Below are 23269 nucleotides of genomic sequence, written 5' to 3' on the forward strand. Positions count from 1 at the left end.
GTCAGGCTCCACTTTCATTGGGGATCAGCCCGACCACCAGATCGGCCAGGGCTTGCGCCGCATTGGGGCGGCCGGAATTGCGGGCGCATTGGGCGGTGCGCACCAGGGTTTCCGGCTGGGTGAACAGGGAGTCCAGGCGCGACGCCAGGGTCTCGGGCGTGAACGAATCCTGCTGCATCAGCCAGGCGCCGCCCGAATCCTCGACCGCATGGGCGTTGGCGGTCTGGTGGTCGTCGATGGCGAAGGGATAGGGCACCAGGATGGCCGGACGGCCCAAGGTGGTCAGCTCGGCCACGGTGGAGGCGCCGGCGCGGGCGATGACCAGATGGGCGCGGGCCAGACGCTCGGGCACGTCGGCGAAGAAGCTGTCCAGGGTGGCGTCGATGCCGGTGCCGCCATAGGCCCGGCGCACGCCGTCCAGATCCTCGGGGCGGCATTGCTGGGCGATGCGGATGCGGGACCGCAAGGATTCGGGCAGGCGGGCAAGTGCTGCGGGCACCACCTCGGACAGGATGCGCGCCCCTTGGCTGCCGCCCAGCACCAGCAGCTCGATGGGGCCTTCCGAGCCGATCTCGGGATAGGCGTTGTCCCGCTGGGCCAGGATTGCGGCGCGCACCGGCATGCCGGTATGGACCAGCTTGGGCGCCAGCCTGGCCTCCACGTGGCTGACCTCGGCGAACGAGGTGGCGATGCGGCGCACCCGGGCGGCCAGCAGGCGGTTGGCGCGGCCCAGCACGGCGTTCTGCTCGTGAATGGCGGTGGGAATGCCGGCCAGCGACGCAGCCGCCATGCCCGGCACCGAGGCGTAGCCACCGAAGCCGATCACGGCCGCCGGCCGGATGCGCTTCAGGATCGAGCGGGCCTGGATGATGCCGACGCCCAGCTCCAGCGCCGAGCGCAGCGCCGACAGCTTGCCGCGCCCGGCGATGCCGCCGGCCGAGATGCGGAAGGTCTCGAGCTTGCCCAGCGTGCCGCCATAGGCCGCGCCCCGCTTGTCGGTGATCAGCGCCAGCCGGTAGCCGCGGTCCAGCAGCACGCTGGCCAGGGCTTCCGCCGGGAAGACGTGTCCGCCGGTGCCGCCGGCGGCGAGAGCGATGAGGGCCGGGGAGTTGCTCATGCCTCCATGCCCTCCCTGCCGTAGCGGGTGCGGGTCAAGGCCAGCACCATGCCCATGCCCAGCGCCAGCGCCACCATGGACGAGCCGCCATAGGAGATGAACGGCAGGGTCATGCCCTTGGCCGGCATCATACGCAGCGTGGAGGCCATGTTGACGATGGCCTGCAGCCCGAACTGGACCAAGAGGCCGGCGGTGGCCAGCACCACGAAGAGGTTGTCCTCCTTGTGGATGCGGGAAAAACCGCGCAGCACGATGAAGCCGAACAGCATCACCACGAACAGGCACAGCACCACGCCGAATTCCTCGCCGCCCACCGCCAGGATGAAGTCGGTATGGGCGTCGGGCAGCACCAGCTTGACCCGGCCCTCGCCGGGGCCGCGGCCGAACAGCCCGCCGTTCTTGAAGGCGTTGAGCGCCGTGGTGACCTGATAGGCGCCGCTGCCCGAGGGATCGAGGAACTTGTCGAAGCGGGCCTGGACGTGGGGGAAGACGTAATAGGCGCCGACGATGCCGATGGGCGCGGCGAGGCCAAGGCCCACCACCAGGATCAGCGGCAGACCGGCCAGGAAGAACTGGGTGCCCCAGATGGCGGTCAGGATGGCGGTCTGGCCCACGTCGGGCTGAATCAGCAGCAGCAGCGCGACCACGCCGAACAGGGCGGTGGCGATGACGCGGCCGGGGAAGGCGGGGTCCAGGCGGGCCGAGGCGAACATCCAGGCCGAGACCACGGCGAACATGGGCTTGACGAATTCCGAGGGCTGGATGGAGATGCCGGCGATGTTGAGCCAGCGCTTGGCGCCCTTGATCTCGCCGCCCAGCACCGGCACCAGGCACAGCAGCACGATGGAGGCCAAGAGGCCGATCACCGCCATGCGCCGCACCTGCTTCGGGGTCAGCAGCGACACGCTCAGCATGATGATGATGGCCGGCGCCAGGAAGACGAACTGGCGGCGCACGAAATGGAAGCTTTGCGCTCCGATGCGCTCGGCCACCGCCGGGCTGGCGGCCATGGTCAGGATGGCGCCCACGGCGACCAGCAGGAACAGCGCCGCGATGGTCCAGCGGTCGACGGTCCACCACCAGCGGCCCAGAACGGAGGTGTCGGTGCGCCCGAAGGTGACGCTCATGCCGGCCCTCCGTCGGCGAAGGCCTGGACCAGCTCGCGGAAGGTGTCGCCCCGGTGTTCGAACGACTTGAACTGGTCCCACGAGGCGCAGGCGGGTGACAGCAGCACCACGGCGCCGTCAATGGCGTCGGACACGGCGAGGTTGCGGGCGGCGGCCACCGCCTTGTCCAGCGTGCCGCAGCGGGTGAAGCGCACCTTGCCCTCCAGGGTGGCGGCGAAGCCTTCCGTGGCTTCGCCGATCAGGAAGGCGTGCTGGATGCGGCCGAAATGCTTCTCCAGCGAACTGATGCCGCCTTCCTTGGCCTGGCCGCCCAGAATCCAGTAGACGTTGTCGTAGCAGGCCAGGGCCTTTTCCACCGCGTCGGCGTTGGTGGCCTTGGAATCGTTGATCCAAAGGATGCCGTGGTCGCTGCCCACCAATTCCTGGCGATGGCCGAGGCCGGGATAGGTGGCCAGCGCGGCGGCGATCTGCTTCGGCGCCAGGCCCTCGGCGCGGGCGGCGGCGAACACGGCGCAGGCGTTCTGCCAGTTGTGGCGGCCGGGCAGGCTGGGAATGTCCTTCAGGTCGCAGACCGGCTTGCCATGCTCGTGCAGCACGCCATCGGGGGCGGAATACCCCTCGGGCAGCACGTGGTCCACCGAGACCTTCAGCACCCTGGCTCCCATGCGCGACAGTTCGGCTGCCATGGAACGGCAGGGGCCGTCGTCCACGCCGATCACCGCCGCGCCGCCGGGGGTGAGGAAGTCGAATACCCGGCGCTTGGCGGCGATGTAGCCGGTCATGCCGCCGTGGCGGCCCAGATGGTCGGGGGTGATGTTCAACAGGATGGCGACGCCCAGCTTCAGGCTGTGGGTCAGCTCCAGCTGGTAGGAGGACAGCTCCAGCACATAGCGCCCGTCGCCCGGCAGCTCGGGCAGGTCCAGGGCGGCGGTGCCCAGATTGCCGCCGGCGGCGGCGGGAATGCCGCATTCCTCCAGCACATGGGCCAGCAAGGTGGTGGTGGTGGACTTGCCGTTGGTCCCCGTCACCGCCAGCATGCGGGCGCCCGTCTTGGCCAGCGCCAGCAATTCCACGTCGCAGACCAGCGGCACGTTCGCCGCCTTGACGCGCAGGGCGATGGGATGGGGCTGGGGATGGGTGTGGGGAATACCCGGGCTCCACACCACCAGATCGGCCTTTTCCAGCGGAATCTGGGCGGGGTCGCGGATGGGGATGCCGGCCTCGGCGCCGGACTTGCGCGCCGCCTCGCCGTCGTCCCAGGCCATCACGCCGGCGCCCGACGCCAGCAGGGCGAGCGCCGTGGCGGTCCCGGACTTGCCCAGGCCCATCACCAGAACGCGCTTACCTTTGAGGAAGGGGACGGGGATCATGGCCGGTTCCTCTAGCGCAGCTTCAGGGTGGCCAGCCCGGCGAGCGCCAGGATGGTGGCGATGATCCAGAAGCGGATGACCACGGTCGGCTCGGCCCAGCCCTTCTTCTCGAAGTGATGGTGCAGCGGCGCCATGCGGAATACCCTTTTCCCGGTCAGCTTGAACGACGCCACCTGGACGATCACCGAGACGGTCTCCAGCACGAACAGGCCGCCGACGATGCCCAGCACCAGTTCGTGCTTGGTCACCACCGAGATGGCGCCCAGCGCGCCGCCGAGAGCCAGCGATCCGGTGTCGCCCATGAACACCATGGCGGGCGGCGCGTTGAACCACAGGAAGCCGAGGCCGGCTCCCACCAGGGCGCCGCAGAACACCGCCAGTTCGCCCGAGCCCGAGACGTAGTGGATCTGCAGGTAGTTGGCGAAGACGGCGTGGCCGACCAGATAGGAGAAGATGGCGAACACGCCCGAGGCGATCATCACCGGCACGATGGCCAGCCCATCCAGCCCGTCGGTCAGGTTCACGGCGTTGCCGGCGCCGACGATGATGAACACCGCGAAGGGCAGGTAGAACCAGGAGAGCTGCAGCAGCACGGTCTTGAAGAACGGCACCGCCAGGGCGCCGGCCAGGGGCTCGCGCTGCAGGCTCCAGACCCAGGCGGCGGCGGCCAGCGCGATGGCGATCTCGGCCACAAGCTTGGCCTTGCCCGGCACCCCCTTGGGGTTCTTCTTGGAGACCTTGAGGTAATCGTCCCAGAAGCCGATCAGCCCGTAGCCCAGGGTGACCAGCAGCACGATCCAGACGTACTGGTTGCGCAGGTCCGCCCACAGCAGGGTGGAGATGGACAGCGCCAGCAGGATCATGAAGCCGCCCATGGTGGGCGTGCCCTTCTTGGTCAGCAGATGGGATTCGGGGCCGTCGGCGCGGATGGGCTGGCCCTGCTTCTGCCACTGGCGCAGCCAGGCGATGATGCGCGGCCCCACCAGGAAGGCGACGATCAGCGCGGTCAGCACCGCGCCGCCCGTGCGGAAGGTCAGGTACTTGAACAGGTTGAAGACCGGAACCTGATCGGCCAGGGGGTAGAGGAGATTGTAAAGCATTCAGCGGCCCCCTTCGGCCAGAGCGTTGACCACACGTCCCATCCGGCTGCCCGCCGAACCCTTGACCATCACCACGTCGCCCGGCCGTACCGCCGCCTTGACCAGCGCCGCCACGGCGTCGGAATCGGCCCCGTGACCGCCGCGCCGGTGTTCGGCCAGCGCGTCGCGCAGATGAGCGGTCAATGTCCCGGCGGTGAAGACCAGATCGATGTCCCAGCTTTCCGCGGCCTCGGCGATGGAGGCGTGCAGCGCCGGTCCCTGGGGGCCCAGCTCCAGCATGTCGCCCAGCACGGCGATGCGCCGCCCGCCCTTGGACGGACGCACCGAGGCCAGCATGGCGATGGCCGCCTTCATGGACACCGGCGAGGCGTTGTAGCTTTCGTCGATCAGCTCGAAACTGCCGCCCTCCATCTCCACCCGGCGGCGCTGGCCGCGCCCCTTGGGGGCGGCCATGGCGGCCAGCGCCAGGGCGGCCAGGTTGACGTCGGCGCCCAGCGCCTCGATCGCCAGCAGCACCGCCAGGGAGTTCATGGCCCATTGCCGTCCGGCGATGCCCACCCGGTAGGACAGGGGATGATCGGCCAGCAGGGCGAACACCGCGGTGGACTGGGGGTCGACGGCGCAATCGAGCAGCCGCGCGGTGGCTTCGATATGATTGCCGAAGGTTCGCACGTCGGTGATGCCGTGGGCGCGGGCGGCGGCGTCGAGGAATACGAAATGGGCGTTGTCGCGGGGCAGCACGGCGGTGCCGCCCGCCTCCAGCCCGTCGAAGATCTCGGCCTTGGCGCTGGCGATCTCGGCGGTGGAGGCGAAGAACTCCATGTGGACCATCTCGACGGTGGTGATCACCGCCACGTGGGGGCGCACCATGCGCACCAGGGGGGTGATCTCGCCTGGGTGGTTCATGCCGATCTCGAAGATGGCGTATTGCGCGCCCGCAGGCATGCGGGCCAGCGACAGCGGCACCCCCCAGTGATTGTTGAAGCTGCCGACGCTGTAATGGGTGAGGCCCTGATCGGTGAGCGACAGGGCCAGCATCTCCTTGGTGCCGGTCTTGCCGACGCTGCCGGTGACCGCGACGATGCGGGCCGCCGAACGGACGCGCGAGGCGATGCCTAAGTCCTGCAGGGCCGCCATGGTGTCACGCACCAGCACCAGGGGGGCGTCGTCGTGGACGCCCTCGGGCAGCTTGTGGACGATGGCGGCGGCGGCGCCTCCGGCCAGGGCCGAGGCCACGTGGTCGTGGCCGTCGTGATTGGGGCCTTCCAGGGCGATGAACAGGTCGCCCGGCGCCACGGTGCGGCTGTCGATGGACACGCCGCCGGCGTCCCAGGCGGGGCCGGACGGGGTGCCCGCCACGGCGGCGACCACTTCGGCCGAGGTCCACAAGGGGCGGTTCATGACGCCCCTCCATCGGCCAGACGCACGGCTTCGCGGGCTTCCCCGGCATCGTCGAAGGGCAGCACGGCTGCGCCGACGATCTGGCCCTGCTCGTGGCCCTTGCCGGCGATGACCAGCACATCGCCCTTCTGCAGCCCCGCCACGGCGGTGCGGATGGCGTCGCGGCGGTCGGCGATCTCGATGCCCGCCGGGCAGACGCCCCGCACGGCGGCGCGGATCAGGGCGGGGTCTTCCGAGCGCGGATTGTCGTCGGTGACGATCATGGCGTCGGCCAGACGGCAGCCGATGGCCCCCATCAGCGGGCGCTTGCCGGGGTCGCGGTCGCCGCCGCAGCCGAACACCGCCACCAGACGCCGCGCGGCATGGGGACGCAGCGCCTTCAGGACCGTCTCCAGGGCGTCGGGGGTGTGGGCGTAATCCACATAGACGGGGGCGCCGTTGGCGCGCGCCGCCACCTTCTGCAGGCGGCCGGGCACGCCGTCCAGATGGCCCAGGGCGATCAGCGCGTTCACCGGATCGGCGCCGCAGGCCAAGGCCAGTCCCAGGGCGGCCAGGGCGTTGTCGGCCTGGAAGCGGCCGGCGAGGGGCAGGTGGACGGTCACGGCGCGGCCCATGATCTCCAGATCCAGGTCCTGGCCCGCCGGGGTGGGGCGCGCCGCGATCAGGCGCAGATCTGTGGCGGCGCGGCCATAGCCCAGCACGGCGATGCCGCGCTTGGCGCACAGTTCCACCAGACGCGGCGCCAGATCGGAATCGGCGTTGATCACGGCGGTGGCGTCCTCGGGCAGCACCTCGGCGAACAGGCGCAGCTTGGCCTCGGCGTAGGTCTCCATGTCGGCGTGATAGTCGAGATGGTCGCGCGTCAGGTTGGTGAAGGCGGCGGCCTTGAACGTCACGCCGTCCAGCCGGTGCTGGTCGAGGCCGTGGCTCGACGCCTCCATGCAGGCGTGGGTGACACCCATGCCCGCCAGTTTGGCGAGGTCGGCGTGCAGCCCGGCCGGGTCGGGGGTGGTCAGGCCGCCCGCGCCGTCCCAGCCCGGCGCGGTGACGCCCAGGGTGCCGATGGAGGCAGAGACATGGCCCAGACGGGCCATGATCTGGCGGAAGAACTCGGCGGTGGAGGTCTTGCCGTTGGTGCCGGTGACGGCGGCCATCACCTTGGGCTGGGCGCCATGGAAGACCGAGGCCATCAGGGCGAAGCGGCGGCGCGGATTGGCATCGGTGACCAGCACCACCTCGGGCGGCAGGTCCAGGCGCGAGCCTTCGGGGGCGAGGATGGCGACGGCGCCGGCGGCGATGGCTGCGGGGACGAAGGCGCGGCCATCGGCCCTGGTTCCGGGCAGGGCGGCGAACAGCCAGCCGGGACGGACCGCGCGCGAATCGGCGGTGAGCCCCGAGATGGTCACGTCGCGGGTGAGCGCCGTCGCCGTCATGTCACTCAACCGCCGCAACTTCACGGCCTCCCTTGGACTGGGCGATTCCCTTGGTGGTCTGGGGAATCGGCAGGGTCTTGGGCATCAGCCCCAGCAGCGGCGCGATCTGGGCGATCACCCGTCCGGCGGCGGGCGCCGCGGTCCAGCCGGCGGTGATGAAGCCGAAGGTCTGCTTGGTGGCCTGGGGCTCGTCGATCATCATCAGCACCGCGTAGCGCGGCGCATCCATGGGGAAGGCGGCGATGAACGAGGACAGCACCGCCTTCTTGCGATAGCCGCCGGCCCCGGCCTTTTCGGCGGTGCCGGTCTTGCCGCCCACCTCGTAGCCGGGAACGTCGGCCTTCTTGCCGGTGCCGTCGGTGACCACCATGCGCATCAGCTGGCGCATGGCCTCCGAGGTCTTGGGCTTGATCACCCGGATGGCGGGGATCGCGTCGCCCGGCGCCCGGGCCAGCAGGGTGGGCGCATGGTATTCGCCGCCGTTGACCAGGGCGGCGGTGCCGGCCAGCAATTGCAGCGGCGTCACCGACAGGCCGTGCCCGAAGGAGATGGTGACGGTGTTGATCTCGCGCCAGGGGGAGGGGACCAGCGGCCCGGCCACCTCGGGCAGTTCCAGCGGCGGGGCCTGCAGCATGCCGATGCGGGCCATGAAGGCGCGCTGGGCCTCGGTGCCGGCGTCCAGCGCCATGCGGGCCGAGCCGATATTGGAGGAATGGATCAGAATCTCGGGAATGCTCAGCCAGCGGTTCAGCGCGTGGTCGTCGTGGATGGTGTGGCCGGCGAACACCAGCGGCTTGGTGGCGTCGAAGCTGGAATTGAGGTTGGCCTTGCCGTGGTCCAGCACCATGGCGGTGTTGAACAGCTTGAAGGTGGAGCCCATCTCGTAGGCGCCCTTGGTGGCGCGGTTGAACATGGACGAATCGGTGGGCGCCGGCGGGTCGTTGGGGTCGAAATCGGGCAGGCTGACCATGGCGATCAGCTCGCCGGTGCGCACGTCCATCACCATGCCGGTGCCGCCCACCGCCGAGAATTCCTCCACCGAGCGGGCCAGTTCGTTGCGCACGATGGTCTGGACGCGGATGTCGATGGACAGCGCCAGCGGCTCGCGGCTTTCCCGAAGCGCGTTCTCGAAGCGCTTCTCGATGCCGGCCACGCCCTTGTTGTCCACGTCGGTGACGCCGACCGCGTGCGACGCCAGGGGACCGTGGGGATAGATGCGGCGCTCGCCCTTTTCGAACAGAAGGCCGGGGATGCCGAGATTGTTGACGTCGAATTGCTGGCGCGGCGTCAGGTTGCGCTTGAGATAAACGAACTGGCGGCCCGACGACAGGCGCTCGATGGTCTCTTCCAGGTCCAGTTCGGGCAGCACGCCCACCAGCCGGATGGCGGCGTTCTCGATATCGACCTTGGCGATGCGAAGGTCCTCGGGCCGGGCGAACAGCGACACGGTGGGAAGCGACGAAGCCAGCAGCACCCCGGTGCGGTCCGAGATGTCGGCGCGCTCCATCTGCAATTCGTCGGTGCGGGCCTGGGGCTGGGCGTGGGGCTTGGGCGGGTTGCGGTCGATGACCGCCACGTCCACCATGCGCGCGCCCACCGCCGTGAAGGCCAGCAGGAAGACCATGGCGGTGACCACCAGGCGCGAGCGGCCGGTCTCGATGGCCTGCATGCGCACGCCGTCCAGGCGCAGCGCCGCCCCGGCCTGCAGGTCGTCGCCGGCGTGGAAGCCGGGGGTGTGGCGCTTGGGCGCGAAGATGCTCATCGCGCCCCCCCTTCGCCCTGGGCCAAAGCGGGCGACGGAATGACGATGCTCCGGCTTCCCTTGGCAGGGGCCGGAGCCGGGGGCGCGTCGGGCGGGGCCAGGGGTTTGACAAGGGGCGCCTGGGCCAGGGTGCCGGTGCCGGGCTTGGCAGGCTGCGGCTTGCCGGGCTGGGGCTTGGCCGTCTCCGCAGGGCGGGGCTTGGCCGGGCTTTCCGCCAGCTTGACCGGCGCGGCCTGGGGCGCGGGCCTGGGGGCCTGGGCGGCGGCGGCGGGCGGCAGGGAGATCCTGGCCGGCGACACGGCGGCGTAGACCACTCCGGTGGCGGGAATGCCGTCCTTGGGCAGGGTGTCCAGCGTCGCCACCTGGGTGGGAGTCACCGGCTTCATGCCCAGATGCTTCTCCGACAGGGTGCGCAGGCGCACCGGGTCGTTGAGATAGCTCCACTCGGCCCGCAGAATGTGGATGGTCTCCTGGTTGCGGTGAATCTCGGCGTTCAGTCCGGCCAGGCGGTGCTCCAGGTCCTTGACCTCGTACTTCACCACGAACAGCACCACGCCGACGCTGACCGCCAGCAGGGTCCACAGGATGGTTCCGGTCAGTCCGCGCCTCATGATGCGGCCCCCCGGGCGGGCGCGTCGGTGCGGATTGCCGAGCGCAGCTTGGCCGAGCGGGCGCGGGGATTGGCACGCGCCTCTTCCGCAGTGGGGGCGATGGCCTTGCGGGTCTGCAGGGTGAAGGTGGGGACGGGGCCCGCGCCTTGCGCCTGGGGGACGTGGCGCGACGGGCGCGCCGCCTCGCCCGAGCGGACTTTCAGGAAGCCCTTCACCACCCGGTCTTCGAGGGAATGGAAGGTCACCACCGCCAGGATTCCGCCGGGGGCCAGCAGGCGCTCGGCCGCTTCCAGCCCGCGCTCCAACTCGCCCAGCTCGTCGTTGACCGCGATGCGCAGCGCCTGGAAGGTCCGGGTGGCGGGGTCGATGCCGTCGCCCGAACGCGGCACCACCCGGCGGATCACCTCGGCCAGTTCGCCGGTACGCTCGAAGCGTCTGGCGCGGCGCGCCTCGACGATGGCCTTGGCCACCCGGCGCGACAGGCGCTCCTCGCCGTAGCGGTAGATGATGTCGGCCAGCTCGCCCTCGGGCGTGTCGTTGACCATGTCGGCGGCGCTGGGCCCCTTGGCCTCCATGCGCATGTCCAGCGGACCGTCCTTGGCGAAGGAGAAGCCGCGCTCCGCCTGATCGATCTGCATGGAGGACACGCCGATGTCCAGCGCGATGCCGTCAACCTGGTTGACACCCTGCTGACGCAGCAAGGCGTCCATATCGCCGAATCGGCCCTCGATCATGGCGAAACGGCCGCCCTGGCTTTGCTCCAGGGAACGGCCGCGGGCCACGGCGGTGGGGTCGCGGTCGATGGCCCACACCCGGCAGGAAGAGGCCGCCAGGATGGCGCTTGTATAGCCGCCGGCGCCGAAGGTGCCGTCCACGTAAGAGCCGCCGTCGCGGGGCGAAAGCGCCCGGATCACCTCGGCCAGCAGGACGGGAATGTGAGGCGCGGGGGTCACGGGGTCACCTTGGGGCGCAGCGGCAGGGTGGGGCGCGATTGCAGGGCGCGGGCGCGGATCTCGGCTTCCACCGTCTTGTAGGCCTCGGGCGACCAGATCTGGAAGGTCTGGCCCTTGCCGACGAAGGAGACGGACTCGGTGATGCCGGCATGGGCCATGATGTCCTCGGGCAGGACGATGCGACCCTCGGGGTCCCAGGGCAGTTGGCGGGCGTCGGCGAAGATCAGGGCGGAGAGGTCTTCCTGCTCGGCCGAGAAGGCGTCGAAGCTTTGGGCGCCGTCGGACAGGCGCTCCATGAAGTCCATGCCGCAGCCTTCGATGCAGGCGTTGGTGAACGAGCGGTAGCAGACGATTCCGGCGAAGCTTTGGGCGGCCAGGGCGGCACGGAAGGTCGCGGGCACGGAAACCCGTCCCTTCTTGTCGACCCTATTGACGAATGTGGAGAGGAAGAGTGCCACCTCGTCCGCCTTCCGCTAGCTGTGCCCGAAAAACCCCTTGGCCATCTCCCGGGACACAATAAGCCTGTGGGCCCCGATGGGATGGTGATTAATGGGATATCATGGGAAATCATGGGAGTCAATGGAATCGGATAGTAATCGCATGGGACGGGGCAGTTGAGAGACAATGTTTGACGGTATTTATTAAAGTACTCGAGGATCGCCTCGCAGCGCATTGATATTTACCGTTTTTTCATAAACGACCAAAATCCCTATGTGAAACCCCTCACAGGGGCAAAGCATGAACATCGTTCCGATTGCCACCGATCGGGGCGGAGGGGTGGTTTGGGAAATTATGGGAAAAGGCGTCAGACGGCCTGTAAGCCGGGTTCTGTCCCCACCCGAAGGCGGGTGACGGCCATTCATCTGGGACGCCCGTTACCGGACGCCTCTCGCGACCGACCCGGACGGCGACGCGGAAACGCGTTTCGTCCTTCCCGGGGGAAGAACAGTGCCGTCCCTATTTGGTCTTGCTCCCGGTGGGGTTTACCGTGCCGCTTCCGTTGCCGGTCGCGCGGTGCGCTCTTACCGCACCCTTTCACCCTTACCTGCTGCCGGACCGAGGTCCGGGAACGGGCGGTTTGCTCTCTGTGGCACTTTCCCTGGGGTCGCCCCCGCCGGACGTTATCCGGCACCGTGTTTTCCGTGGAGCCCGGACTTTCCTCCCCCGGGCCAAGGCCCAAGGGCGGCCGTCCGGCCGTCTGACGCGGCCCCACTCTAAGGCCTGGAATGCTGAGGTCAAGTGCCGCGAAGTGTGAATGACGTTCAAAAGAAAAGGCCCCCGAATTACGGGGGCCTTTATTGCGGCTATATTTATGTTGGTGGGATTTACCCGAACAGCTTGTCGATTTCGTCCTGGGAGATTCCCTGGTTTTCCAAGGCCGGGCCGTTGAGCAGCTTGGAATCATCGTCCTTGTGCTCCTCGAAAATCTTGGGCGACACGTCGGAGATGTTCTCCGGGCCCCAGATCTCGATCATGGCGTTGATGCGGGCCTCGACGTATTTGAGGGTCTTGACCACCTTGGTGATGCGCTGGCCGGTAATGTCCTGGAAGTTGCAGGCCTCGAAGATGGTGCTGACCGTGTCGTTGATGTCCTCCACCAGGCGGCCCACATAGGAATCGGCGGCATGCGCCCGGATTTCCTTGCCGATGGTCTCGATCTTCTCGGCGGCTTCCAGGATGTTCTCGGTGGCGCTTTCGGTGGACGACACGATGGCGTCCAGCTCGAAGGTGACGGCCATCAGGCGGTCGTCGTCGGCGTCCCTGGGGCGCAGGGCGGCGATTTCCGCCTTGGTGTGCTCGATGCAGACGGCCAGGGCGCGCAGCTCGGTCTTCAGCATGGAGACTTCGGCGGCCTTCTGCGGCAGCACGTCATCGACCACGGCGGCGGCCACCGGTGGCGGGGCATCGCCGCGGACCAGGGATTCCAGGCCCTTGATATCGGCGCGAAGCTCGTTGATGGCCTTGAGGACCTCGGAGGAGGAGGCGCTGGGGGCGGCCTCGCCGCGAGCCTGAAGCCGCTTGATCTCGGCCGTGAATAATTTGCGCTCGGTCGTCATGACTGCTTGGCATCCCCTAATGTCACCGATGGCGGCCTTGCTCCGCCATCAACCACCCGCTCGACCCACGGCCTGTATGATTTATCCGTAACCAGGATGTGCTCGGTCAACCACTTCTTGAGGAATTCCACAACCTGTTCGTTCAGCGCGCCGCGTTCGCCGGCCCGGTAGCGGGCGTAGACGTCGCGGACATGGGCCTCCAGCTTCCGGTGTTCGGCCTTGTGGGCCTCGACGCCGGGAAAGCCGGACGCGGCCATCATAGCTTCTTCGCGGCGAAAATGATGCTCTGCATATTCGGAAAGCGCGGAGAGCACGCTGCCGACCACGTCGCGGCTCTGGCCGGTGTCGGTGGCGTCGAAAAGCTGGACCAGCAGGTCGATCAGGATGCGATGGTCGGAATCCAGCAGCGGATTGCCCACGCTGAACGCTTCGCTCCACGCGATCGATGCCATCGGGTCCCCCGCCCCTGCGTTCCCCTCCGTGCCACTATACCGGACATCCGGGGCGGTACAAGCCTGGAAGCGGGTCCGCCCGCCCCTCGCCGGGCGGCCGGGCTTGATGTAGACTTCCCGTCTGCGGAGGCTTTCAGTGACCCGATTGCGCATCGCCACCTTCAATCTCGAGAACCTGGACGAGCGTCCGGGCGGCGGCATGGATTTCGAGGACCGGCTGGCGGTGCTGCGGCCGCAATTCCTGCGCCTGCGGGCCGACATCCTGTGCCTGCAGGAAGTCAACACCCACCCGGCCACCAAGAGCGGGCCGCGCCTGTTCACCGCGCTGGACCGCCTGCTGGCCGGCACCGGCTACGAGCACTGGAACCGGGCGCACAGCCTGAACCGCGGTGGTGTTCATCCCTCGGACAAGCATAATCTGGTCATCGTCTCGCGCCTGCCCATCCGCTCGCACCGCCAGATATGGCACGATCTGGTGCCGCCCTGCGCCTATCGCCCGGTCCGCGCCGAGCCGGCGCCGCCCGACGCCCAGAAGGTGGAATGGGACCGCCCCATCCTGCATGCGGTGCTGGACCTGCCCGACGGGCGGCCGTTGCATGTGATCAACGTCCATTTACGGGCGCCGCGCGCCGTCTGGCTGCCGGGCCAGAAGGAGCGGTTCGGCCGCTGGCTGTCGGTGGGCGGCTGGGCCGAGGGCTTCTTCCTGGCCGAAATCAAGCAGGCGGGTCAGGCGCTGGAGGTCCGCCTGGCGGTGGAGGAGATCTTCGAGTCCGATCCAGATGCCCTGGTGGTGGTGTGCGGCGACTTCAATTCCGCCGAACGCGAAGGTCCGCTTCGCATCATCAAGGGCGACGAGGAGGATACCGGCAACGGCCATCTGGCCATGCGCATGCTGGTGCCGCTGGAACGCAGCTTGCCGGAAAACCTGCGCTATTCGGTGATCCACCACGGCCGCCCGGTGATGCTGGACCACATCCTGGTGTCGCGGTCTTTGCTCGGCTGGTACCTGGGGGCGGAGATTCACAACGAGACTCTGGGCGACGAGCTGGTGTCGCCCGCCTCCATCCACGCGCCCCCCGACAGCTACCACGCCCCGCTGGTGGCCGAGTTCTCCCCGCCCCGGGCCTGATGACTTCGCAATAATCGTTTAAATTCCGACGATGCGCCCGCGGTGCCGCCCCGTTATAGTGGGACCGGGACGAGGGGAGGCGCCATGATCGGGTGGGTTTGCGGATTGGTGAGCGAGGGGCCGTTCCCCACGCGGCGGGTGGTTCTCTACCGGGCGATGCTGGTGGTCTGCATCGTGCTGTCCACCGCCATCGCCATCATCGACACCGTGCCCGACGCCTGGGTCGGATTCGAGAGCGCGGTAACCGCCGTCAACGGGCTGTTTCTGGCCGTATTGTCTGCCGATTACGTCATCCGGCTGCTGGCGGCCCATTCCCAGCGGGCCGAGGGCGAGTCCGGGCTGGCCGCCATCTTGCGCTATGCCCTGTCCCCCTATGGGATTTTCGACTTCCTGGCGGTGGTGCCGTTCCTGGTGGGCGAGGCCACCACCTTGCTGCCCCACGACGGCGAGACGGTGTTCGGCATCGTCCGCTTCCTGAAGCTGGCGCGCTATTCCCCCGCGCTGGAAACCCTGGGCGTGGTGGTGCTGCACGAGATGCGGCCGCTGCTGGCCTCGCTGTTCATCATGCTGATCCTGGCCATCTCGGCCTCGACAATGCTGTACTTCGCCGAGCGCGCCGCCAACCCGGCCATGGCCAGCGTGCCGGCCGCCATGTGGTGGGCCATCGTCACCCTGACCACGGTGGGGTTCGGCGACGTGGTGCCCATCACGGCCCTGGGCAAGCTGCTGGGCAGCGTGGTCGCCGTGCTGGGCCTGTGCATGTTCGCGCTGCCGGCCTCGATCCTGGCGTCCGGGTTCGCGGAGGAGATGAAGCGCCAGAATTTCGTCTCCACCTGGCATCTGGTGGCCAAGGTGCCCTTCTTCCAGCGCCTGCAGGCCAGCCAGATCGCCGAGATCGCCGGCCTTCTGAAACTGGCCCGCGCCATCAAGGGCGAGGTGCTGATGCGCGAGGGCGACACCGGCGAGTGCATGTACTTCATCGTCAGCGGCCAGGTGGAGGTCAAGGGCAAGGCCGGGACCTTCATCTTGAAGAACGGCGACTTCTTCGGCGAGATCGCCCTGATCGAGCGCTGCCCGCGCACCGCCACGGTCAAGGCGGTCAGCCGCTGCCAGCTCCTGATCCTCGACGCGCGGGACTTCCATAAGTTCGTCGCCCACGACCACGCTTTGCTGGAAGTGATCTGGGAAACCGCCCGCGCCCGCATGGCCCAGGCCAATCAGGTGGAAAAGAAAGAAGAAGAGAAGGAAAACGCGTGAGCGAGCCCAGGCTGAAGGCCAGGCTGTGGGTGCATGCCGCCATCCGCCGCTGTTCCATCCTGGCCATTCCGGCCGTCGTGGTGGCCAAGGGCGACGAGGATGCCGGGGCGGTGCTGATCAAGCTCAACCGCGGCGCCCTGGGCTGCGAAGTGTTCACCCAGGTGCGCGACGGGGCGGGCGAGGCGGCCTGGATGCGCGCCACCGGCCCCGATCCGGTGCCCGAGGACAAGGCCGATGCCTATATCCGCAAAAGCCGCGAGGTCGATTCCGATCTGTGGGTGCTGGAGGTCGAGGACCGCGAGGGCCGTGTTCCCTTCCTCGAGCGCATCTTGGCGGGCTGACCGGAAATACGCTATGAAGCGTTCTTTCCGCAATTTCCATCCAAGGACCCGTTCCATGACCCGTCAGCTGATCTCTTCCGGTTCCTCGTTCGAGGACGTGGCCGGCTATTCCCGTGCCGTGCGCCAGGACCCCTGGGTGTTCGTCTCCGGCACCTCGGGCTTCAAGGACGGCCAGATCGCCGATGGCGTGGTCGCCCAGGCCGAGCAGTGCATGGCCACCATCGCGAGTGCGCTGGAACAGGCCGGCTCGTCGCTGAAGGATGTGGTCCGGGTCAAGGCCTACATCACCGAGGCCGCCTTCTTCGAGCAGATCGCTCCGGTGCTGGGCAAGGCCTTCAAGGGCATCCGCCCGGCCAACACCACCATCGTCTGCGGCCTGGTCGATCCCCGCATGAAGGTGGAGATCGAGGTCACCGCGCTGAAGGCGTAAGCTTGGCATGTCATCCCGAGCGGATGCGAGGGATCTCCGTCTGGAGCGATGGTGCCGATTCTGAAACCTCGGACCAGGACGAGATCCCTCCGCCCAAGGGCGTCGGGATGACAGGTTTGTCGAAAAGGAGCTCCGCACCATGCCCACCATCCTGATCACCGGCGCCAATCGCGGCATGGGTCTGGAATTCGCCCGGCAATACGCCGCCGCCGGCTGGCGGGTTCTGGGCACGGTGCGCGATCCCATGGCGGGGCGCGCCCTGTCGGAAGCCGGGGGCGAGGTCTATGTCTGCGACGTGGCCCTTCCCGATCAGGTGGCCCGCCTCAAATCCTCGCTGGCCGGGGTGGAGTTGGACGTCCTGCTGCTCAACGCCGGCATCTATGGCGAGAACCAGGACTTCGGCGCGGTCGATCCCGCCGCCTTCATGAAGGCGGTGGCGGTCAACACCCTGGCGCCCCTGAAACTGGCCGAGGCCTTCGCCGACCGGATGACGGGGCGCAAGGTCATCGCGGCGGTTTCCTCCAAGATGGGCGCCATGTCCGACAACACCTCGGGCGGCTCCTACGCCTACCGGGCGTCCAAGGCGGCGCTGAACATGGTGATCAAGGGGCTGGCGGTGGATCTGGCGCCCAAGGGGATTCTTACCGTGGCCCTGTCGCCTGGCTGGGTGCGCACCGACATGGGCGGCCCCAACGCGCCGCTGGACGCCGCCGAGGCGGTGGCGGGCATGCGCAAGGTGGTGGATGCGCTGAGCAGTGAGGACAGCGGCGCCTTCATCCATTACGATGGCTCCCGCCTCAACTGGTAGGAGGGTACCATGGCCGCGCCGGTGGAGTTCTATTTCGATTTCGCCTCGCCCTACGGCTTCTTCGCCGCGCAGGAGGTGGACGGGCTGGTGGCGCCCTTCGGCCGCGAGGTGGCGTGGAAGCCGATCATGATCGGCTCGGCCTTCAAGGCGTCGGGCAACCTGCCGCTGGTCAGCCAGCCCCTGAAGGGCGAATATTCGCGCCACGACTGGGAACGGCTGGCCCGCCTGATGGATGTGCCCTACCGCCTGCCCGACCCCTTCCCGGTGCCCGCGCTGCCTCCGTCCAGGGCCTATTGGTGGCTGGAGTCCAAGGACAAGGACCTGGCCAAGAGCTATGCCCGCGCCGTCTACCTGGCCTATTTCGCCGAGAACATGAATATCTCCAGCCTGGAGGTGGCCTGTGCCCTGGGCGTGCCGCTGGGCATCGATCCCGACGAGATGGCCGCCGCCGCCCAGGCCCCCGAATGGAAGGCCCGCCTGAAGGACGAGACCGAGGCGGCCATCGCCAAGGGCGTGTTCGGCTCGCCGTTCTTCCTGGTGGACGGCGAAGGCTTTTGGGGCGCCGACCGTTTATGGATGGTGAGGGCGTGGCTGGAAAAGGGCGGATGGTAGCCTAAATTTAGATGTAGGGTCTCGGCCCCGGGTCGAGCCATACTTGGGCAAGATTGCCTGCGGTGGTGCTTGGTGCCATTGTTGCCGCCTTGAAAGAACGGAGTACGTTGCGTTGCCGCTTATCATCGATCTGAAGCCGGGCGAGAAGCTCATCATCAACGGCGCGGTGCTGGAAAATGCCAGTTCCAACACCAAGGTGCGGGTGCTGAACGACTGCTCGATCCTGCGTCAGAAGGAGATCCTGTCGGATTCCGACAGCGTGACGCCCGCGTCCCGGGTCTATTTCGCCCTGCAATGCGCCTATATCTTCCCGACCAAGCGCGGCGAGTACCTGCGCATGTTCAACCATTATCTCGACAGCTACGTGGAAGCCTGCCCCAGCGCAGGCTCCATCAAGGACGAGATCAACGAGGCGGTGGGCGAGGGGCATTACTACAAGGCGCTGAAGGCGACCCGCCACCTGCTCGAACACGAGACCAAGGTGCTCGGCTCGCTGCAGAACGCCGCCGCCGAGGAAGCCGCCGCCGTCGGCGCCGGGGACTAGAATCCGGCGACGGGGCCGAACGGCCTTACTTCAGATAGGTCAGCAAGCTGAGATTGCGGGTCTGGGCCAGCGCCTGGTAGCTGGCTTCCAGCGCCGTCTGGTCGGACAGCAGCTTGGTCACCGCCTCGGTCTGGTCGACCTGGGCGATGTCGGCCACCCGCTTGGACAGGAAGCCGATGAACTGGTTGTGCTTCTCGTTCTTCAGCGAGATGGTCTTGCGGGTGCCGTCGATCAGGCTGGCCACCGACTTGATGTCGCCCACCTTCTCGGCGCCGAAGGGCGGCGTGCCGGCCGCCGGTGATTCCATGGCGTCGTTGATCAGGTAAAGCGCCTGGCTGATGCGCTCCTGGTGATTTTCCAGCCCGCCGGCGGTGCCGAACTGGCCCTGGGCGATCAGGCCCAGCGCCCGGATGGCCTTCTCGAAGGCGGGGTCCGAGGCATAGATGCCCACATCCACCGTGCGGTCGTTGTCGACGCGATGCTGCAGTTGCAGGGTGTCGCCCTTGTACCAGCTGTCGGACTTGATCTTGGTGCTGGTCGAGAGATTCTCGTTGGTCAGGCTGACGCTGGCGATCTCGAGATAGCCGCCGGTATTGTCCACCACCTTGTAGACGCCGTCATTGACGCCGGTGGTGCCCTTCATGGTGATGATGGTGCCGTTGGGCGGATAGAGATTGCCGCCGTCATCCTTGAAGCCGGTGGGGTTGGACGAGGTGATGCGCTCGCCCAGAGTTCCGCTGGAGGCGAAGTCCAGCGACCCGAAATGGTTGGAATTGCGGGTCACCGTGGTGGCGGTGTTGGGGTCGTAGAACGTCATGGTGAAGTCGCTGCGCCCGGTCTGGGGCAGCAGCTGGGACACCCGCGCCCCTTCCGGGTTGAGCACGAAGGACACCGAGGTGGCGGTGGCGTTGGTCACCGTGAAGGTGCCGTTGTGGCTGCTGGTGCCGCCCAGCGACAGCTGGTCGCCGATATTGACGCCGGCGAAGTCCACCGTCGCGCCGGTGGCCGCCGTCAGGGTCACCGTGGTCTGGCCGGTGGCCGCCGAGGCGGTGGTGGTGAAGTTGAGGGTGCCGGCGGTGGCGGGGCTGGCCAGGGCGCCGCCGTTGACGCCGAACTTGAGACTGGTCGAGGCCACCGCCTCTTCCTTGGCGGGGTCGAAATTGGTCTTGAAGTTGACCACGCCGTTCTTGTTGCTGACCACCTCGTAGGCGCCTTCGTAGCCGGTGGTGGCCGCGCCGTTGGTCAGCTGCGGGCCGATGGTGAACTTGGTGCCCACGGTCAGTCCGGCCAGCGAGCCGGCCGTGTCGGCGGTCATGTTCATGGTGCCGTCGGCGGCGAAGGTGAAGTTCAGCTGCGAGGTGGCGGTGTCCAGGATGGTGCTGGGGGTGGCGCCGTAGCTGATGACGTTGGTGGTGGTGCTGCCCTCGGCCAGCGGATTGCCGGCCACGTCGCACATGGCCTTGGACTTGATGGTGAAGTCGCCGTTGTTGGCGGGCGTGACGGCACTGTCGGAAACGGTGATGCGCGAGCCCGAATAGACCGATTTGAAGGCGTCCGAGCGCGCCGGGATGATCACGCCGCTGGCCGACTTGAAGCTCATGGCGGTGGCTTCGAGGTTGGTGATGGACAGGTCCTGGAGGTCGGCGTTGCGGGTGGTGGAGAAGGTGTTGATCGAGCCGTCGTACAGGGACTGGAACTGGGTCAGGCTGGAGGCGGGGATCTGGACCGGCACATCGCTTACCCGGCCGCCCGAGAACAGGTACTGGCCGTTGACGTTGGTGGCGAGGTCGGCCTGCATGCTCTGCAGCGCCTCGAAGGCGGTCTTCTGGATGCTCTTGATGTTCAGTTCGCTCTTCGGGTTGTTCTGGCGAAACGAGATGAGCGAATCGCGGAAGACGGTCAGCGTCTTCTTGACCCCGGAAATGGCGGTGGTGGCCGCTTCCAGCTTGGTGCTCCACACGTCGTTGTTGTCGACGAAGCGCTTGGCGATGGCCTGTTCGTTCTCGAAGTTGATGACCGTGTTGGCCCCCGAGGCGATGCCGTCGTAGGACTGCGACTTCAGCTTGGTGGTCACCTGAATCTGCTCGGACTGAATCCGGGTCTGGATATCGAGGATCCGGTTGACGTAGGCGGTGTTGGCGCCAAGCGTGCCGATGCGGGTCATGATCGGCCTCCCTTACTTCACGATATTGACGAGGACATCCAGCATTTCCTGCAGCGTCGAGATGACCTTGGCCGACGCCGAATAGGCCTGCTGGAAGTTGATCATATTGGAGACCTCTTCGTCCAGGTTCACGCCGCTGGTGGAGGCGTACTGGGAATTGAGCGCCTGGCCGAGCGTGGTCTGGTAGTCCAGCCGGTCCTTGGAATGGGCGGCGTCGGTGGAGACCTGGGCGATGGAGGCGGCGGCGTGCTCGGCGAAGCTGTAGCTGCCGGCGTACAGGCTGCCCGCCGTCGCCATCTGGGTCTTGGTCGACATGGCGTCGCCCAGCGCCAGGGCGGTGGTGTTGTCGCCCTCGGACAGGAAATATTTGCCGAGATCCGTGTTGTACTGCATGGCGCCGCGGCTGACCTTGGCCGGCGAGCCCTGGATGTCGGTGCGCACCTCCAGGACGCCCGACTTGCGGGTCGAGGCGGTATGCATGTTCAGCTCGGTGATGAAGCTGCCGGCGGGCGTCAGGGTGTCGGGAGTGGCGCCCAGATAGAGCTCGCGGTCCGAGGTCTGGCGGATGCGCAGGCGATAGCCCGAGCCTTCGGGAATCACCGAGGCTTCCACCAGCTGGGATTGCTGGAACCCCAGATAGGACTTCATGTCGGAGGTGCCGATGGTGCCGCCGACCACGTTGATTTCCAGCGGAACGCCGCGGCTGTCCCAGACCCGCAGGCGGTAGGCGTTGGGGCCTTCCTGCACGGCCGCCGCCCGGGCCGAGGTGTTCTGCGCGTTGATGGCGTCGGCGATGTCCTTCAGCGACATGGCCCCCGCCGCCAGCGAGATCTGGGTCACCGTGCCGTTGCTGTCGGTGAAGGACAGGCTGGTCGACGAGGTGGTGGTCAGGGTCGAGGTGGACAGGGTGGCGGATTCGTTGGTCTGGGTCTGGGCGTTGATCTTCTTGGCGATGTCGTACAGCGACGAGCCGGCCGACATGGCGATGGTGTTGCCGATCTTGCCGGTGGGGTCCAGCAGGGTGAAGCTGCGCGCCGTCGACAGGGTGAAGTCCTTGGACACCACGTCGGAATCGACGATGGAATTGGGCACCTTGGCGGTGAAGAAGTCGTTCAGGCCGAAGAAGTTGGCGAAGCCCGCCACCTGCTTGTCGGCCTTGTTGTCGCCGTCCACGTCGAAATTGATGCGGGCATCGGTGGTGGCCGACCCGGCGGCGGTGGCCTTCTGGTCGCGGAAGGCCAGCGACACCGCCGGCACGCCGGTGTCGAGCACCAGGGTGCCGGTGTCGATGGAGGCGCTGGCCGAACTCATCACGTTGCCCTGATAGCTCTGCTGGCGCATCCAGCTTTGGATCTTGGCCGCCACGTCGGTCATCTTGACGCCCGGCGTGGAGGCGGAATCGGACATGTCCAGCGCGGTGGCGCCGCCGGCGGCGTCGGTATAGCTGGTGCTGCTCATGATGGTGCGGATGGTGGTCGAGGCCACCTGATTGCCGTCGGTGTCGAACAGGGCGATGGTGGTGTCGTCGTTGCCGGAAAACCAGATGCGCTGGGGGTTCGATCCGTTCAGCGTCGGATTGTTGGGGTCCACCAGCTGGCGGGTGCCGACCATCTTGGAATTCTGGGTGGGGAAGATGGTGCCGCGGTTATGGACCTGGTTGACGGTGTCCTTCAGCTTGGCGGCCACCTCGTCCATCTGGGCCTGAAGGTTGGGGATGACGGTGTCGCGCAGGTCGAGCAGGGCGCGCAGCTGGCCGTCATTGATGTCTTCGCCGATATCGGTGGAGTCGCTGGTGCTGACGGTCAGCTTGTTGAAGTTGCCGCCCGCGGCGGTCATCCAGGAATCGGTGATGGTGGTGGCCACGTGGGTGAGGGTGGCGGGACCTTTGTCCACCAGGGTCTTGCCGGTCTTGGTGAAGACGCCGACCGATCCGTCCCCGCGTTCGAAATACTGGACGTCCATGTACTTGGACAGGGTGGTCAGCGCGTTGTCGCGCTTGTCCTGCAGGTCGCCGATATCGCCGCCGATGGCGTTGTTGCGGACGATCTTCTGGTTGAGGTCGAAGATGTCCTCCAGCTGCTTGTTGACCAGCCCCGTGGTGTCCTGGATGGCCCGGTCGGCCTCCAGGCGCAGGTTCTGCATGTGGTAGGTCATCTCGTTGAACTGGGTGGTCATGTCCTTGGCGGTCTGGACGGTCGCCTGCTGGAAGGCCGGGGTGTTGACCTGGGTGGCCAGGGTCTCGAACGAGGCCTGCATCTGCTGGATCTGGTGGGAGATGGAGGTGGAGCTGCCCACCGTGCCGAACAGGTCCTCGAGGCGGGGATAATAGGTATGGGTGACGTCCAGCGCGCCCTGGGTCGAGGTCTGGCGGCGGATGTCGCGCATCAGCCCTTCGTCCACGTTGCGGGTCAGCGCGCCTTGCTGCACGCCGGCGCCGATGCCGTTGACCACCCGGGATTCCGGGGTCATCTGCTTGCGGACATAGCCCTTGGTGTTGACGTTGACCACGTTCTGGGAAATGACGTCCAGGCCCTTCTGATTGGTCAGAAGTCCGGAAAGCGCCGAATTGAGTCCGAGGGTCAGCGACATGATTTCTCTTCC

Annotated in this window: 21 protein-coding genes and 1 other RNA gene; 7 read left to right on the top strand and 15 right to left on the bottom strand. The window is 67.3% G+C overall.

Features of this window, described 5'->3' with window-relative positions:
* Position 1 precedes the first annotated feature (1 nt).
* The 13 genes from murG to WV31_RS15895 form a co-directional block, all read right to left on the bottom strand.
* On the bottom strand, positions 2-1117 hold the full coding sequence (gene murG / locus WV31_RS15835) for an undecaprenyldiphospho-muramoylpentapeptide beta-N-acetylglucosaminyltransferase (RefSeq protein ID WP_085374476.1): 1116 nt from the start codon (positions 1115-1117) through the stop codon (positions 2-4).
* Positions 1114-2244: a putative lipid II flippase FtsW gene (gene ftsW, locus WV31_RS15840; protein WP_085374477.1), complete on the bottom strand. Its 1131-nt coding sequence runs from the start codon at positions 2242-2244 to the stop codon at positions 1114-1116. The genes murG and ftsW overlap by 4 nt, the downstream gene beginning before the upstream one ends.
* Positions 2241-3614 (bottom strand): UDP-N-acetylmuramoyl-L-alanine--D-glutamate ligase, encoded by a 1374-nt coding sequence (gene murD, locus WV31_RS15845; RefSeq protein WP_085374478.1) that lies wholly within the window; start codon positions 3612-3614, stop codon positions 2241-2243. Before murD ends, ftsW begins: the two co-directional genes overlap by 4 nt.
* A gap of 11 nt (positions 3615-3625) precedes the next feature.
* Positions 3626-4714, bottom strand: coding sequence for a phospho-N-acetylmuramoyl-pentapeptide-transferase (gene mraY / locus WV31_RS15850; protein ID WP_085374479.1), 1089 nt, complete (start codon positions 4712-4714; stop codon positions 3626-3628).
* On the bottom strand, positions 4715-6115 hold the full coding sequence (locus WV31_RS15855; RefSeq protein ID WP_085374480.1) for a UDP-N-acetylmuramoylalanyl-D-glutamyl-2,6-diaminopimelate--D-alanyl-D-alanine ligase: 1401 nt from the start codon (positions 6113-6115) through the stop codon (positions 4715-4717).
* Complete coding sequence (locus tag WV31_RS15860) at positions 6112-7548, bottom strand: UDP-N-acetylmuramoyl-L-alanyl-D-glutamate--2,6-diaminopimelate ligase (RefSeq protein WP_085374481.1); 1437 nt, start codon at positions 7546-7548, stop codon at positions 6112-6114. Before WV31_RS15860 ends, WV31_RS15855 begins: the two co-directional genes overlap by 4 nt.
* A 1-nt stretch (position 7549) precedes the next feature.
* Positions 7550-9310, bottom strand: coding sequence for a peptidoglycan D,D-transpeptidase FtsI family protein (locus WV31_RS15865; protein ID WP_085374482.1), 1761 nt, complete (start codon positions 9308-9310; stop codon positions 7550-7552).
* Positions 9307-9921, bottom strand: a complete 615-nt coding sequence (gene ftsL, locus WV31_RS15870; protein ID WP_085374483.1) for a cell division protein FtsL — start codon at positions 9919-9921, stop codon at positions 9307-9309. Before ftsL ends, WV31_RS15865 begins: the two co-directional genes overlap by 4 nt.
* On the bottom strand, positions 9918-10874 hold the full coding sequence (rsmH, locus tag WV31_RS15875; protein ID WP_085374484.1) for a 16S rRNA (cytosine(1402)-N(4))-methyltransferase RsmH: 957 nt from the start codon (positions 10872-10874) through the stop codon (positions 9918-9920). The genes ftsL and rsmH overlap by 4 nt, the downstream gene beginning before the upstream one ends.
* Entirely contained in the window at positions 10871-11275 is a 405-nt protein-coding gene (locus tag WV31_RS15880; RefSeq protein ID WP_237051323.1) for a division/cell wall cluster transcriptional repressor MraZ, read from the bottom strand. Before WV31_RS15880 ends, rsmH begins: the two co-directional genes overlap by 4 nt.
* A 400-nt stretch (positions 11276-11675) precedes the next feature.
* Positions 11676-12076, bottom strand: an RNA gene (rnpB, locus tag WV31_RS15885) — RNase P RNA component class A.
* Positions 12077-12199: 123 nt separating this feature from the next.
* Positions 12200-12931: a protein phosphatase CheZ gene (locus tag WV31_RS15890; protein ID WP_085374486.1), complete on the bottom strand. Its 732-nt coding sequence runs from the start codon at positions 12929-12931 to the stop codon at positions 12200-12202.
* Positions 12928-13383, bottom strand: coding sequence for a bacteriohemerythrin (locus WV31_RS15895; protein ID WP_085374487.1), 456 nt, complete (start codon positions 13381-13383; stop codon positions 12928-12930). Before WV31_RS15895 ends, WV31_RS15890 begins: the two co-directional genes overlap by 4 nt.
* 136 nt (positions 13384-13519) lie before the next feature.
* On the opposite strand from WV31_RS15895, the gene WV31_RS15900 reads away from it, so the two are divergent.
* The 7 genes from WV31_RS15900 to WV31_RS15930 all read left to right on the top strand — a co-directional run bounded on the left by WV31_RS15900 (position 13520) and on the right by WV31_RS15930 (position 18504).
* On the top strand, positions 13520-14512 hold the full coding sequence (locus WV31_RS15900) for an endonuclease/exonuclease/phosphatase family protein (protein ID WP_237051324.1): 993 nt from the start codon (positions 13520-13522) through the stop codon (positions 14510-14512).
* A gap of 84 nt (positions 14513-14596) precedes the next feature.
* Positions 14597-15769 carry a cyclic nucleotide-gated ion channel gene (locus WV31_RS15905; RefSeq protein ID WP_085374489.1) on the top strand — a complete coding sequence of 391 codons (1173 nt, stop codon included), beginning with the start codon at positions 14597-14599 and terminating at the stop codon, positions 15767-15769.
* Positions 15766-16110 (top strand): DUF1491 family protein, encoded by a 345-nt coding sequence (locus tag WV31_RS15910; protein ID WP_085374490.1) that lies wholly within the window; start codon positions 15766-15768, stop codon positions 16108-16110. Before WV31_RS15905 ends, WV31_RS15910 begins: the two co-directional genes overlap by 4 nt.
* A gap of 55 nt (positions 16111-16165) precedes the next feature.
* The gene (locus WV31_RS15915) at positions 16166-16540 is read left to right on the top strand and encodes a RidA family protein (protein WP_085375609.1); all 375 of its coding nucleotides are present in this window, start codon (positions 16166-16168) and stop codon (positions 16538-16540) included.
* 139 nt (positions 16541-16679) lie between these two features.
* A complete protein-coding gene (locus WV31_RS15920; protein ID WP_085374491.1) occupies positions 16680-17348 on the top strand; it encodes an SDR family oxidoreductase in 669 nt (222 codons plus the stop codon).
* 9 nt (positions 17349-17357) lie between these two features.
* Positions 17358-17960, top strand: coding sequence for a 2-hydroxychromene-2-carboxylate isomerase (locus tag WV31_RS15925; RefSeq protein WP_085374492.1), 603 nt, complete (start codon positions 17358-17360; stop codon positions 17958-17960).
* A 112-nt stretch (positions 17961-18072) separates the two neighbouring features.
* Positions 18073-18504: a flagellar biosynthesis repressor FlbT gene (locus WV31_RS15930; RefSeq protein ID WP_085374493.1), complete on the top strand. Its 432-nt coding sequence runs from the start codon at positions 18073-18075 to the stop codon at positions 18502-18504.
* Between the two features lie 25 nt (positions 18505-18529).
* Here WV31_RS15930 and WV31_RS15935 read toward each other — a convergent pair whose 3' ends face one another.
* The gene (locus WV31_RS15935) at positions 18530-20668 is read right to left on the bottom strand and encodes a flagellin (RefSeq protein WP_085374494.1); all 2139 of its coding nucleotides are present in this window, start codon (positions 20666-20668) and stop codon (positions 18530-18532) included.
* A 12-nt stretch (positions 20669-20680) separates the two neighbouring features.
* Complete coding sequence (flgK, locus tag WV31_RS15940) at positions 20681-23257, bottom strand: flagellar hook-associated protein FlgK (protein ID WP_085374495.1); 2577 nt, start codon at positions 23255-23257, stop codon at positions 20681-20683.
* Positions 23258-23269 lie beyond the last annotated feature (12 nt).

Origin of the sequence: Magnetospirillum sp. ME-1 (assembly GCF_002105535.1) — a bacterium.
Classification (GTDB): Bacteria; Pseudomonadota; Alphaproteobacteria; order Rhodospirillales; family Magnetospirillaceae; genus Phaeospirillum.